This window comes from Streptomyces sp. GL_140, from assembly GCF_057834465.1.
The window spans coordinates 1,475,146-1,488,154 of sequence record NZ_CM174404.1 but is presented as its reverse complement, the minus strand read 5'-3'; the positions used below and the strand labels follow the sequence as shown (position 1 = coordinate 1,488,154).

Annotated in this window: 13 protein-coding genes; 6 read left to right on the top strand and 7 right to left on the bottom strand. The window is 73.0% G+C overall.

Features of this window, described 5'->3' with window-relative positions; translation table 11 throughout:
• Positions 1–18: 18 nt before the first annotated feature.
• A complete protein-coding gene (locus tag AC3IYJ_RS06930) occupies positions 19–846 on the bottom strand; it encodes a PhzF family phenazine biosynthesis protein (protein WP_489400461.1) in 828 nt (275 codons plus the stop codon).
• A gap of 237 nt (positions 847–1,083) precedes the next feature.
• Here AC3IYJ_RS06930 and AC3IYJ_RS06925 point away from each other — a divergent pair, with 237 nt between their 5' ends.
• Complete coding sequence (locus tag AC3IYJ_RS06925; protein ID WP_489400460.1) at positions 1,084–1,713, top strand: PadR family transcriptional regulator; 630 nt, start codon at positions 1,084–1,086, stop codon at positions 1,711–1,713.
• Between the two features lie 90 nt (positions 1,714–1,803).
• Here AC3IYJ_RS06925 and AC3IYJ_RS06920 read toward each other — a convergent pair whose 3' ends face one another.
• Complete coding sequence (locus AC3IYJ_RS06920) at positions 1,804–2,232, bottom strand: type II toxin-antitoxin system Rv0910 family toxin (RefSeq protein WP_489400459.1); 429 nt, start codon at positions 2,230–2,232, stop codon at positions 1,804–1,806.
• 181 nt (positions 2,233–2,413) lie between these two features.
• On the opposite strand from AC3IYJ_RS06920, the gene AC3IYJ_RS06915 reads away from it, so the two are divergent.
• On the top strand, positions 2,414–3,373 hold the full coding sequence (locus tag AC3IYJ_RS06915) for an EamA family transporter (protein ID WP_489400458.1): 960 nt from the start codon (positions 2,414–2,416) through the stop codon (positions 3,371–3,373).
• A 233-nt stretch (positions 3,374–3,606) separates the two neighbouring features.
• A complete protein-coding gene (locus AC3IYJ_RS06910; protein WP_489400457.1) occupies positions 3,607–4,653 on the top strand; it encodes a DMT family transporter in 1,047 nt (348 codons plus the stop codon).
• On the opposite strand, the gene AC3IYJ_RS06905 is transcribed toward AC3IYJ_RS06910, so the two are convergent.
• The gene (locus AC3IYJ_RS06905) at positions 4,635–5,294 is read right to left on the bottom strand and encodes a pyridoxamine 5'-phosphate oxidase family protein (protein WP_489400456.1); all 660 of its coding nucleotides are present in this window, start codon (positions 5,292–5,294) and stop codon (positions 4,635–4,637) included. The two genes, AC3IYJ_RS06910 and AC3IYJ_RS06905, sit on opposite strands and share 19 nt — an antisense overlap.
• Before the next feature lie 37 nt (positions 5,295–5,331).
• Here AC3IYJ_RS06905 and AC3IYJ_RS06900 point away from each other — a divergent pair, with 37 nt between their 5' ends.
• The gene (locus AC3IYJ_RS06900) at positions 5,332–6,663 is read left to right on the top strand and encodes an aminotransferase class I/II-fold pyridoxal phosphate-dependent enzyme (RefSeq protein WP_489400455.1); all 1,332 of its coding nucleotides are present in this window, start codon (positions 5,332–5,334) and stop codon (positions 6,661–6,663) included.
• A gap of 108 nt (positions 6,664–6,771) precedes the next feature.
• Here the strand turns inward: AC3IYJ_RS06900 and AC3IYJ_RS06895 are convergent, their stop codons facing one another.
• On the bottom strand, positions 6,772–7,716 hold the full coding sequence (locus AC3IYJ_RS06895; RefSeq protein ID WP_489400454.1) for a DMT family transporter: 945 nt from the start codon (positions 7,714–7,716) through the stop codon (positions 6,772–6,774).
• Between the two features lie 74 nt (positions 7,717–7,790).
• On the opposite strand from AC3IYJ_RS06895, the gene AC3IYJ_RS06890 reads away from it, so the two are divergent.
• Positions 7,791–8,690, top strand: a complete 900-nt coding sequence (locus AC3IYJ_RS06890) for a LysR family transcriptional regulator (protein ID WP_489400453.1) — start codon at positions 7,791–7,793, stop codon at positions 8,688–8,690.
• Between the two features lie 13 nt (positions 8,691–8,703).
• On the opposite strand, the gene AC3IYJ_RS06885 is transcribed toward AC3IYJ_RS06890, so the two are convergent.
• The gene (locus tag AC3IYJ_RS06885; protein WP_489402723.1) at positions 8,704–9,129 is read right to left on the bottom strand and encodes a pyridoxamine 5'-phosphate oxidase family protein; all 426 of its coding nucleotides are present in this window, start codon (positions 9,127–9,129) and stop codon (positions 8,704–8,706) included.
• A gap of 184 nt (positions 9,130–9,313) precedes the next feature.
• Here AC3IYJ_RS06885 and AC3IYJ_RS06880 point away from each other — a divergent pair, with 184 nt between their 5' ends.
• Positions 9,314–9,931 carry a cysteine hydrolase family protein gene (locus AC3IYJ_RS06880; protein WP_489400452.1) on the top strand — a complete coding sequence of 206 codons (618 nt, stop codon included), beginning with the start codon at positions 9,314–9,316 and terminating at the stop codon, positions 9,929–9,931.
• Here AC3IYJ_RS06880 and AC3IYJ_RS06875 read toward each other — a convergent pair.
• Both AC3IYJ_RS06875 and AC3IYJ_RS06870 read right to left on the bottom strand, forming a co-directional pair.
• Positions 9,914–10,273, bottom strand: coding sequence for a hypothetical protein (locus tag AC3IYJ_RS06875; protein ID WP_489400451.1), 360 nt, complete (start codon positions 10,271–10,273; stop codon positions 9,914–9,916). The two genes, AC3IYJ_RS06880 and AC3IYJ_RS06875, sit on opposite strands and share 18 nt — an antisense overlap.
• Positions 10,274–10,307: 34 nt before the next feature.
• Complete coding sequence (locus AC3IYJ_RS06870) at positions 10,308–12,902, bottom strand: ATP-binding protein (protein ID WP_489402722.1); 2,595 nt, start codon at positions 12,900–12,902, stop codon at positions 10,308–10,310.
• Positions 12,903–13,009: the final 107 nt, after the last annotated feature.

The window sequence follows — 13,009 nt, the reverse complement described above, 5'->3', positions numbered from 1 at the left end:
CGCCGTACGCCTTCTGTCTCAGGGGGCGGTGAGCAGTTCGCCGTCGATGACGGTGACGGCGGTCCCCGTCAGCAGCGTACGGTCGCCCTTCAGCCGGACCCTGACCAGACCGGTGCGCGCTCCGCCCTGGAGGCCGACGAGCTCGGTGCGGCCCAGGCGCGCGGCCCAGAAGGGGGCCAGCGCCGTGTGGGCGCTGCCTGTGACCGGGTCCTCGTCGATGCCCACGGCGGGGAAGAAGCCGCGGGAGACGAAGTCGTAGCCGCGGGCAGGGTCCTCGGCGGCGGCGGTGACGATGGTCCCGCGGCGGGCGTAGCCGCGCAGGGCGGCGAGGTCGGGCGTGAGCTCCCGTACGGTCCGCTCGTCCGCGAGCTCCACCACCAGGTCGCCGATGTGGGCGGCGGTGTCGTGGACCGACTTGATCTCGGTGCCCAGGGCGCGCTGGACCTCGGCGACGGGGTCGACCTCGGTCAGGGAGGACGTGGGGAAGTCCATCGTGATCGTGCCGTCCTCGGCGGCCTCGGCCGTGAGGATGCCGCACCGGGCGGAGAAGCGGATCAGCCCGCTCGCGAGGCCGCTGGTGGCGAGCACGTGGGCCGTGGCCAGGGTGGCGTGGCCGCACATGTCGACCTCACCGGCCGGAGTGAACCAGCGCAGCGCCCAGTCGGCGTCCCCGCCGGGCGGCAGGGGGTGGGCGAAGGCGGTCTCGGAGAGGTTGACCTCGGCGGCCACCTGCTGGAGCCAGGCGTCCGGGGGGAACCCGCCGTCGGGGCCGTCGAGGAGCAGGACGCCGGCGGGGTTGCCGGCGAAGGGGCGGTCGGTGAAGGCGTCCACGATTCTGATGCGCATGCCCTCGACCGTAGGGAGACGGCAGGAGCCCCCGCAAAGGCCAATCCGGGATGACTGGCCTGGTAGCGGCGGGCCGCGGTCACGCGCCCCGCATCGGCGAGCAGACGGCGGAGCTCGGTGCGGACAGTTCGGTGAAGTTGTTCCCGATATATCGTTGACGCATCGCGATGGGTCAGCGATAGTTGGTGTATCGCAACAGCGACAACCAGATCACCGAATGACGAAAGGAGCGCAGTCATGCGTTCACACGGACAGCACGAACGACGCGGACACGATCACGACCACGAGCACGGGCGGGGTCACGGCCACTGCGGGCCGGACCGTCGGGAGGAGTTCCAGGGGCGGCGTGCCGCCTTCGGACCGTTCGGTCCGCCCTTCGGCGGCGGGCCCTTCGGAGGGCGGGGCGGGCGCGGCGGACCGCGTGGCCGGGCCCGGCGGGGTGATGTGCGCGCCTCCATCCTGGCGCTGCTCGCCGACCGGCCGATGCACGGCTACGAGATGATCCAGGAGATCGGCGAGCGCAGTGGCGGGGCGTGGAAGCCCAGCCCGGGGTCGGTCTATCCGACCCTGCAGATGCTCGAGGACGAGGGGCTCATCACGAGCGTGAGCGAGGGCGGCAAGAAGCTCTTCACGCTCACCGACGCCGGCCGCACCGAGGCCGAGTCCGGTCCGGACGCCCCCTGGGCGGAAGTCGGGCGAGGGTTCGACTTCGAGGCGATGAGCGAGATCCGGACGGCCGGCTTCGGTCTGATGGAGGCCTTCGGCCAGGTCTTCAAGACCGGCACCCCCGCACAGCGGGAGAAGGCCCTCGCCGTCATCAACGACGCCCGCAAGAAGCTCTACCTGATCCTGGCCGACGAGCACTGAGCCCGGCCGGCGGGACCTCCCGCACAAAGCAGCGCGCCCCGCGAGGTTTCTCGCGGGGCGCGCTGCCGTAGGAACGGGTGGGTTCGGTGGTCAGGCTACGAGGCCTGCGAGCTTGCGGAGCGACTCATTCAGGGCGGCCGTCGCCGAGTCCTTGAGCTTGCCCGCCATCATGGCGACCGCGGCGCCCGTGAACTCGCCGTCGATGCGGACCGTGGTGGCCTCGCCGTCGGGGATCAGGCTGTAGCGGGTCAGGACGGCCACGCCCATCGGGCCCTTGCCGGTGATGGCGATGACGCGCTCCTCCTCCAGCTCCGAGATCGTCCACAGGACCTCGGCCGGGAAGCCCATCATCTTCATGTTCTCGGCGAAGGTGGAGCCGATCGCGAGGGTCTCGGGACCGCCCTTCGGGAAGTTGGTGTGGGTCATGCTCCACTGGCCGTAAGCGTCCCAGTCGGTCAGCTGGGACCAGAGCTTCGCGGCGGACGCCTCGATGCGTGATTCCGCGGTGACTTCAGCCATGCGACCACCCCTTCTCGTCAGGTACGTGCGGCGGAACGTAGTCGCGGCGGACGCAACATTCAAGACTGACGACCTGTCAGATATTGAGGTAAGGGCCCGGCCCGGCCGCGCCCGGTGTCGACTGCGTCTCAACAGGTGTCACCGCCGTGTCACTCCTGACGGGCCCTGTCATGATGTCCGGATGCAAGCGTCAGGGAAACGTTCCGGACTGGGCCTCGCCCTCGTTTCGGCGATCGCGTTCGGTGGTTCGGGTGTGGCGGCGAAGCCGCTGATCGAGGCGGGTCTGGACCCGCTCCACATGGTCTGGCTCAGGGTGGCCGGGGCGGCTCTCGTGCTGTCCCCGCTGGCCTGGCGCCATCGCGATCTCGTACGCCGCAAACCCCTGCTGCTCGCCGGCTTCGGGCTCGTCGCGGTGGCCGGGGTCCAGGCCTTCTACTTCGCCTCCCTGTCCCGGATCCCGGTCGGCGTGGCCCTGCTCCTGGAGTACCTGGGCCCCGCGCTGCTGCTCGGCTACATCCGCTTCGTGCAGCGCAAGCCCGTGACCCGGGCCGCCGCGGCCGGAGCCGCCGTGGCCGTCGTGGGCCTCGCCTGCGTGGTCCAGATCTGGGCCGGGCTGAGCCTGGACCCGCTCGGGGTGCTGCTCGGCCTCGCGGCCGCCTGCTGCCAGGCCTTCTACTTCGTCTTTGCCGACCAGGGCAGCGACGGGGACGACGTGCCCGACCCGATGGGCGTGATCGCGTACGGCATGATCGTCGGCGCCCTCGTGATGACCGCCATCGCCCGACCGTGGCAGATGGACTGGCAGGTGCTCGGCGGCTATGCGGCCGTCGGTGACCTGAGGATCCCGGCGTCGGTGCTGCTGGGATGGGTGATCCTGATCGCCACCGTGTTCGCGTACCTGACCGGCGTGGTCTCCGTACGCAAGCTGTCGCCGCAGGTCGCGGGCGTGGTGGCCTGCCTGGAGGCGGTCGTGGCGACCGTACTGGCCTGGGTGCTGCTGGGCGAGCACCTCGCGACCTGGCAGATCGTCGGCGGCGCGCTCGTACTGGGCGGGGCCCTCATCGCGCAGACCTCCCGGCCGGTCGTGCCGGGTACCGCGGAGCCGGTGGCCGCGCTGGACCGCGATCCGAGCAAGGTCTAGGACGGAGTAGGCTCCGGGACATGCCGCAGACCGTGCTTCCGCCTCCCGCCGCCTAGCGCGGGCGGCTGCCACCACGTAGAGAACCCGGCCCGGGTCGTGACCCGGGCGGGTTCGCGCTGTCCGCGAAGCGATGAGTCCTGCTTCCTCCATCCTTCACGCATGCGCGGAGAACTCTCGTGTCGAACCCTTCACGTTCTTCCGGCCCTTCCCGTCCGGGGCCTTCTTCCACCCCTGTGCCCTCCGCCGGTCGAGGTCTGCTGTACCTCGTCGTCGCCGGCGTCGCCTGGGGCACTGCCGGGGCGGCGGCCTCGCTGCTCTTCCTCGCCAGTGACCTCGGTCCCCTCGCCCTGTCGTTCTGGCGGTGCGCGGGCGGGCTGGCGGTGCTGCTCGCGGTGCTCGCCGTACGGGGTTCCGGGCGCGCCTGGCGCTCCCGGCGGTCCGCGCCGGCGCACCGGTCCCGGCAGTCCCGGCGGGCCGACGCGGCGGCTGGGCCCGGGCCCTCGGTGGGGTCTCTGATCGGGACCGGGCTGATGTTCACGCTCTTCCAGTCCGCGTACTTCGCCGCCGTCCGCGACACCGGCCTCGCCGTCGGCACCGTGGTCACCCTCGGGGCCGGGCCGGTGCTCATCGCACTCGGCGCCCGCCACTGGATGGGGGAGCGGCTCGGCCGGGGTGGGGTGGCCGCCGTCGTCGGGGCGCTCGCCGGGCTGGCCGTACTGGTCCTCGGCAGCGGGGGCGGTGAGGTGCGGCCGCTCGGCGTTGGCTGGGCACTGCTGTCCGCCGCCGGATACGCGGCGATGACCCTGCGGGCCCGGCTGCTCGGCCGACGCGGGGCGGGCGGGGATCCGCTGGTCACCACCGCCTGGTCGGTGGGGGTGGGCACGGTCTGCCTGCTGCCGCTCGCCGTCCTGGAGGGGATCGCCCCGCACACCGCCGAACCGGTGCGGGTGCTGTGGCTGCTCGTGTACATGGCCACCGTGCCGACCGTGCTGGCGTACGCGCTCTACTTCAGTGGGGCCGCCGTGGTGCGCGCCGCGACGGTGTCCGTGATCATGCTGATCGAGCCCGTCAGCGCGGCGGTGATCGCCGTCCTGCTGCTCGGGGAGCGACTGACCGGCGCGGTGGTGCTGGGCACCGTACTGCTGCTGACGGCCGTGGGCGCGCTGATCGCCGCCGAGTCGCGGGGGCCGGCGGGCGGGAGCGGCGACGGGCCGGAGGCCGGGCTCGGGGGCGGGCCGGAGGTCCGGCCCGCCCCCGAACCTCAGAGCGCGGCGATGTAGTCCGGGGTGGTGGTCCCGGGGGTCAGATCCGCCGCCGGGATCGGGGTCCCGTACGCGGGCGCGACCGGGACCACGCCCGACCAGAACGGCAGCCCCAGGTCCTCGGGGTCGTCGTTCGGGCCGCCCGTACGGAGCTTCGCGGACACCTCGTTCAGGTCGAGGCGGATCACGGCGGTGGCCGCGAGCTCCTTGGCGTTGGCGGGCCGCGAATCGGCGGAGCGGCCCGGGACGACGTGGTCGACGAGGGCGTCGAGCGCCATCCGGCGCTCCTGCGGGTCGGTGACCTCGTAGGCGGTGCCGTGCACGACCACCGAGCGGTAGTTGATCGAGTGGTGGAAGGCCGAGCGGGCCAGGACCAGGCCGTCGACGTGCGTCACGGTCAGGCAGACGGGCAGCCCCGGATCGGCCTTGCCGGCCGCGAGGAGGGGGCGCGAGCCCGTGGAGCCGTGGATGTAGAGGGTCTCGCCGACGCGGCCGAAGAGGGTCGGCAGGACCACCGGGGCGCCGTCGCGGACGAAGCCGAGGTGGCAGAGGTAGGCCTGGTCGAGTATCGAGTGCACGGTCTCGCGGTCGTAGCGGGCGCGGTCGCGGGACCGGGTCGGGACGGTGCGGTCGGTGGGCTCGTACCCGGTGGCGCTCATGATGCGGACTCCGTTGTATTAGTGCATACTTGGCTTTGTGCTAGGAGATTATCTGATCATTGGGCGTCGCGCATCGGAAATCGCGGCCAGTGTCGAAGCGGGCGTCGGATCGGGCGCGCTCGCGCCGGGAGCCCTGTTGCCGCCGATGCGGGAGCTCGCCGGTGTGCTCGGGGTGAATCCCAACACCGTGGCCGCGGCGTACCGCACGCTGCGCGATCGCGGGGTCATCGAGACCGACGGGCGGCGCGGCAGCCGGGTCCGGGCCCGCCCGGCGACCGCGCCGCGCGACGAGCTGCGGATGCCCGTCCCCGAGGGGGTGCGCGACATCGCCTCCGGCAACCCGGACGTACGGCTGCTGCCCGCCCTGGACGAGGCCCTGGCCGGTGCCGCGCGCCGGTACGCCGCGGAGCCGACGCTCTACGGGCAGGATCCGGTGGTTCCCGAGCTGGCGAGGCTCGCCAGGGCCGGCTTCGACGCGGACGGGGTGCCGGCCGGGGCGGTGGCGGTGACCTCGGGCGCCCTGGACGGAATCGAACGGGTACTGGCCGCCCACCTGCGGCCCGGGGACGCGGTGGCGGTCGAGGACCCGGGGTGGGGCAGCGTGCTGGACCTGGTCCCGGCGCTGGGTCTGAGGGTGCTGCCGGTGGCCGTGGACGACGAGGGCCCGCTGCCCGGCGCGGTGGAGCGGGCGCTGGCGGAGGGCGCGCGGGCGCTGCTCGTGACGGCCCGCGCGCAGAACCCGACCGGCGCGGCGGTGAGCGCGGAGCGGGCGGCGGAGCTGCGGTCGGTGCTGTCCGGGCACCCGGATGTGCTGGTCATCGACGACGACCACGGACACGGCATCGTGGACCTGCCGCTGCACTCCCTGGGCGGGGTCACCCGGCACTGGGTGCTGATCCGCTCCACGGCGAAGGCGTACGCGCCCGACCTGCGGCTCGCCGTGCTGACCGGGGACGGAGTGACGCTCGACCGGGTACGGGGCCGGCAGCGGCTGGGCCCGGGATGGGTGAGCCGGCTGCTCCAGTACACGGTGGTGGAACTGTGGAACGCGGGCGCGGTCGACCGGACGGCGGTCGCACGGTCCTACGGGGAGCGGCGCGAGGGGCTGATCGCGGCGCTCGCGGAGCGCGGCGTACCGGCACGCGGGCGGAGCGGGATGAACGTGTGGGTGCCGGTCGCCGATGAGACGGCGGTGGTGACGAGGCTGCTCGGCGCGGGCTGGGCGGTGTCCGCGGGAAGCCGGTTCCGGGTGGAATCGGCGCCGGGGCTGCGGATGACGGTGTCGCGGCTCTCGCTCCCGGACCTGCCGGTGCTGGCTGACGCGGTGGCGGCGGCGGTACGGCCGACGGGCGGGGGACGCTTCGGCTGAGGGCGCGAGGCGCGAGTCGGGGGTCAGGTCCGGAGCCGGGTCGGGCTCAGGGCTCCGTGCGCCGGACTCCGTGCACCGGGCTCCGGACCTGTGCCGTCCGCCGGTCGGCTACCGGCGGCGGGGCTGGCTGAGGGCCGCGCCCGCCAGGACGACGGCGGCGCCGACCGGGGTGTTCCAGTGCAGCTGTTCGTGGAGCAGCAGGACGCCCGCGGTGGTGGCGATGACCGGGATGAAGTACGTGACCATCTGCGCGGTGGTCGGGCCGATCTCCGTGACCAGGCCGTACTGCATCTGCAGCGCCATGCCCGTGCCCAGTGCGCCCAGCGCGATGACCGACAGGGTCGGCCAGAGCGGGAAGGAGTCGGGGGCCGTGGTGAACAGGGTGCTGACCGCACCCAGTTGGAGGGTGGAGACCATGAGCTGCGCGCCCGTCAGGGCGACCGGGGAGCCGGGCGTGGAGGCCAGCGTGCGGCGGACGTAGATCCAGCCGATCGGGTAGCAGAGCGAGGCCAGCAGGGCGAGCGCGGCGCCCTTGGCGTCGATGCCCGAGAAGCCCTGCCACGCGCCGAGGACGGTGAGCACACCGAGGAAGCCCAGGCCCAGCCCCGCGAAACGGCGGCGGGTCGGGCGGTCCTCGGAGAGGGCGACCAGTGACAGTGCCATGCCCCACAGCGGGGAAGTGGCGTTGCAGATGCCCGCCAGGCTGGAGGGGATGCTCAGCTCCGAGTACGCGAAGAGCGAGAAGGGGGCGGTGTTGAGCAGCAGTGCGGCCACCGTCAGGTGGAGCCAGGTGCGCCGGCCCCGGGGGAGCGGTTCGCGACGGATCAGGAGCACGGTGAGCAGGGCGAGCGCGCCGAAGAAGACCCGGCCCAGGGCGACTTGGAAGGGGGCGTACGCCTCCGTGCCCACCTTGATCAGCAGGAAGCTGAAGCCCCAGATCACGGAGAGCACCGCGAAGCGCAGGCGCCAGTCCAGCCGTCCGGCGGCGGGCGTGACGGGGTGGGCGGCGGGGGTGCGGGAGAGGGAGGGGCGGGGGGTCGTGGGTGCGCTCATGAGTCTTACTCTGGCCCTACCGATCTCTTAGGACAAGCGAGAGTTCTTGGGAGTGACGGCGTAGCATCGCTTACATGTTGAACCTGGAGCGACTGCGCACCCTCGACGCCCTCGCCCGCCACGGCTCCGTGAGCGGCGCAGCCGACGGGCTCCACGTCACCACTTCCGCCGTGTCCCAGCAGATGGCGAAGCTGGAGCGCGAGGTCGGCCAGCCGCTGCTGGCCAAGAGCGGACGCGGGGTCCGGCTCACCGACGCCGGCCGGCTCCTCGCCGATCACGCGGCCCGGATCATCTCCCAGGTCGAGCTCGCCCAGGCCGACGTCGAGGCCCGGCGCGGCCGCGCCGTGGGCGAACTGCGGATCGGCGCCTTCCCGACCGCCATGCGCGGCCTGCTGCCGCCGGTGCTGGCCCTCCTGCGCGCGGACCATCCCGAACTGCGGCCCCGCGTACGGGAACAGGAGCCGGCGGAGAGCATGGCCGCAGTGGTGCGGGGCGACCTCGATCTGGCCCTGGCCATCGATTGGCACAACAAGCGGATGCCGGTGCCGGGGGAGCTCACCCGGACGCACCTGCTGGACGACTCCGCGGACATTGCGGTGCCGGCGGACCATCCGCTCGCGGGCCGCGCGGAGGTCTCGCTCGCCGAGTTCCGCGAGGACGACTGGATCTCCTGGAACGAGGGGCAGTTCTGCCACGAGTGGCTCGTCCACACCCTTCGCGGCGCCGGCATCGAGCCCCGGATCGCGCACATCGCCGAGGAGCACCACACCCAACTGGCCTTCGTCGAGGCCGGACTCGGGGTGTGCGTGACCCCCCGGCTGGGGCGCGGACCCGTACCCGAAGGGGTCCGGCTGCTGCCGGTGAGCGAGACCGTACGCCGCCACGTGTACGCGGTCTGGCGGGCGGACGCCGACCGGCGGCCGTCGATCCGGGCCGCCGTCGAAGCTCTCCAGCAGACCGCCGCCGCCCTTTAGGGCCTGTCAGCCACTAGATCTTGCGGAAGTCCCAGGACACGATCGACTCCGGGGTCAGCCGGATCCAGGCGTGCCGCCCGTCGTGGGGCATCTCCTCGATGCCGAAGTTCTTCACCGGGAAGATCCGTTCCGGCTCGGCGAGCTCCTCGCACGGCTCGCCCGTACGCGGGGCCTCGCCCACGAAGACGGCGTTGCCGGACAGCTCCACGCCGCGCAGTTCGTCGTAGCCCTCGCCCGAGTCCACGACCACCGAGATCCGGGGGTCCTTGCGCAGGTCCGACCAGCGCCGGCTGCGGGTGATCGAGTACAGCCACATCGAGGTGCCGTCCCAGGCGAACCAGAGCGCGCCCACGTGCGGGCGCCCGTCCGGGGAGACCGTGGCCACCCGGCAGGTGCGCTGTTCGCGCAGGAAGGCGTCCAGTTCCTCGTCGGTCATCATGATGCGGCGGCCCCGCCGCTGCGCCCTGCTTGCGTGCGTCCTGTCCGCGTGCGCCTCGTCCACGTTCGCGTCCACGTCCGCGTGCGCCTCGTCCACCTGGTCCGCCATCTACTCCGCACCCCTTCACATCTGACTGTGTGTCAGGAATCATGCGGGCTCTTGCGTCGTCACGCCAGGGGGAGCCATGGCCGAACCAGATCCAGCCACCACCGCCTTGCTCACCGTCGAGTGCCAGAGCGGCGTCGTCGGCGAGGAGAGCGCCCTGCCGGAACTCGCGAAGGAGGCCCGGGACTCCGGAATGCTCGACCGGGTCGCCGCACTGGTCGAGGCCGCGCGCGGGGCCGGGGTACAGGTGCTGCACGCGGTCGCCGAACGGCGGCCGGACGGGCTCGCGGCCAATACCAACGCCCGGCTCTTCCGGGCCGCCGGGAGACTTCCCGTGCGCCAGCTGACCGGCAGCCCGGCCGTCGAGGTCGCCGCCCCCATCACGGTCGCCGAACAGGACCTGGTGGTGCGCCGGCTCCACGGGCTCTCCCCGATGGCCGGAACCGATCTGGACGCGCTGCTGCGCAACCTCGGCATCCGTACCCTCGTCGTCACCGGGGTGTCCTCGAACATCGCGATCCCGAACACCGTCTTCGACGCGGTGAACCTCGGCTACCAGGTGGTCGTCCCCTCGGACGCCATCGCCGGAGTGCCCGCGGCCTGCACCGCAGAAGTGATCCGCAACTCCCTTTCCCTGGTGGCGACCATCACCACGGCCGAAGCGCTGCTCGAACAGTGGCTACCCGCCGTGAGCTGAACCGCCGGCCCCGGTGTCGGCCGCCGGACGAATGTCGTTCAGACTCTCCACGACGATCACCGGCGGCGGGGGTGACGGCGTGGGCACCTGGATGAGCACGGGGATGTAGACGATCATTCCGTGCCGGTACTCCGCCTTCAACGAGGTCCGGAAGCACACCACCGACTCCGGGCTGCCGCGCGTCGCGTAGCACCGGGTCGCCGACTCCGACGCGGCGGGCGCGGCCCGCGCATTCGGTGACGGGCCGGCCGCCACGCTCGCGGGTGCGCCCCATGCGCCGAACGCCATGCAGCAGCAGGCCGCGGCTGCGAGGCCGGTGCGCCGAAAGGCTGCCTTCTTCATCCTCATCACCTGAAAACTTGTCGTCCGAGCTCTGTCAGCGCTCGGACCGGTGGAGCCTGCGGGCGGCTTCGTGGCGGGTGTGGACGCCCAGTTTGGTCAGCACGGCGCCCACGTGATGTCCGGCGGTCTTGGGGGTGATGTAGAGGCGGGCGCCGATCTCGGCATCGGACAGGCCCTCGCCCAGCAGCTTCAGGACGTCCAGCTCCCGGTTGGTCAGCCCGTACGGATTGGCCCGGGTCGCAGCCCGCGGGCCCCGCCGCACCGGGCGGACACCGCGGGAACGCATCACGGCGCGGGTGCGTACCACCGCCGACCGGGCGCCCAGGGCCTCGAAGGCGGCCAGGGCCTGGTGCAGCGCGGGCGCGTTGCCGGACAGACGGGCCAGCGCGGCATCGTACGGGCAGCCGAGCCTGTCCCACAGTTCCGCGGCGCCGGCCCAGTCGCCGGCCAGCTCCAGCGCGTAGGGTCCGGCAGCCGGCACGGGCGGCGGGGTGCCTCCGGCGCGCTGGATCCAGCAGGCCAGGGGCCCGGACAGCCAGGGGTGGTCGCGCTCCTGCTCCTTCAGCGCGGCCAGCGCGCGCCCGGCCTCCGCCCGCACCCGCTCGTGGTCACCGACCAGCCAGGCCGCCTCGACCCGGGCCTCCCGGCCCAGGCCCGTGTCCAGCAGGCACCCCGGGTCGACCAGGCCCGCCGCCCGTTCCAGCAGCGGCCACACCCGGGCCTTGCCCTGTCGGGCCTGCCCGAGGCCCAGGACGGTCAGGGCCGTGGACCGGGCGACGGGCGGTGAGCCGGGATGGGACAGCACGGCCCGTGCGGCATCGGCGGCCGGCCCCCACAGGCCGCAGTTCAAAAGCGCCCAGCTTCCCCAGGCCCTCGTGCACAACAGGTAGGACGGCAGGTCACGGTCCAGGCAATGGGACTCCGCCCGGCTCAGGGCCGCGGTGGTCCGGGTGGCATCGCGCCGCAGTGCGGCGAACCAGCAAGTGACGACCGCCAGGACGCCCGCGTCCACCGGCAGGTCCTGTGCCATCGCGCCGGCCAGCTCGTGTTCGCAGTCCTCCCAGCCGCCCCCTTCGCACAGCATGCGTGCCGCCGCGGCATGGAAACGCGCCTGTACGAGGACGCCCGGATCGCCGAAGCGTTCGCCCAGCGCGATCGCCTTCTCGGCGTGGGCAGCGGTCGCCGCAGCCCCCTCGTGCTCGTAGCAGGCCAACCGGCACAGATTCAGGTACGCGCGGGCCAGTTCCCGGCTCGGCCCCAGCCCTTCGAGCACCCGTACGGCGTCCAGACCGGCGGCTCTGGCCTCGGCGGCCCGCCCGGCCGGCCACAGCCAGTCCGACAGCCGGCGCAGATCGTCGCCCTCGCGCAGCCGGTCTCCCAGCGCCCGGCGCAGCACGACGGCCTTGCGCCCGGAAGCGATCCCCGCGTCCAGCCCGCCGGACAGCAGGGTGGCCTGCGAATGGCCCTCCAGCAGGGAGGCCGACCGATCGGTTGGCAGGCGGTCGGCGTACGACAGGGCGCGGGCGTACTGGGCGGCTGCTTCCCGGTACGCCCCCGACGCCGCGGCGTGGGCCGCCGCCGCGGGCGCGTACTCCAGCACGGCGGCCGGATCCACGGCGCCCTCGGCGTGATCGGCGAGCAGCGCCAGATCGTCAGCGGCGATCGGACCGGACCGCATCACCGCCAGCACCTGCCGGTGTACGCGCAGACGCATCGCGGCGGGTACGGCGTCGAGCACCGCCAGTCGGGCCAGCTCGTGGCGGAACCCGGCCACCTGCCCGTCGGTGCGCACGATTCCGCAGGCCACGGCCTCATCGAGCGGTTCTTCCGGGGCGGGCAGGAGGCCGGCCAGCAGCTGGAGCGAGACCTGGCGCCCCAGGACGGCCAGCACGTCGATGACGGTCCGCGCGGGGTCCGAGAGGCCGGCCAGGCGACCGGCGACGGCCTCGCGCACCGTGGCCGGTACGGGTTCGGCAGGGGAGGCCAGGACCTCGGTCACGATGAACGGGTTACCGGCGGAGAGGTGATGGAGCTGCTCGGCGTCGACCGGGTGTCCGCCGGTGAGACGGGCCAGGGCCCGCAGGCTCAGGGGAGCCAGGTCCTGGCGGTACACCCACGGGTAGCCGGCCAGCGTGCCGAGGAGGCCGTTCAAAGGGTGGGTGCGGCCGATCTCGTCGTCGCGGTAGGTGACCACCACCAGCGCCGGAACACCCGGCAGCCGCCGGACCAGGTAACGGAGCAGGTCCAGCGTGGCCTCGTCGGCCCAGTGGACGTCCTCCACCACCAGCAGGCTGGGACAGGTGCTCAGGTCCGCGAGCAGGCAGTCGAAGACCTCATCCGTACGGCAGGTACCGGCCAGGGCCCCGGTCAGGGATGTGCGTACCGCCCGGCCCAGGTGCGGAGCCAAGTCCATCAGGGGGCCGAGGGGACGGGGCGTGGCCAGGGGGTCACAGGCGCCGATCAGGACCCGGATGCCGGGATCCGCCAGCTGCGCCAGACGCCGGACGACGGCGGTCTTGCCGATCCCGGCTTCGCCACGCAAAAGGGCCAGACGTCCAGGGCCGCTCTCGGTCGCTTGGAGGTGACCGACGAGGGCCTGGAGCACGGCCTCTCGCTCTAGCAGGTCCATCACCAGCCAGTTTCCTCCCATGCTCGGAGCCGCGCAAAAGATCCAGACCGAGTGGGACGGGTGGGCTGAGGGTGGGCGGTACGGGGGTCCTCGGTGGGGATGTGGGG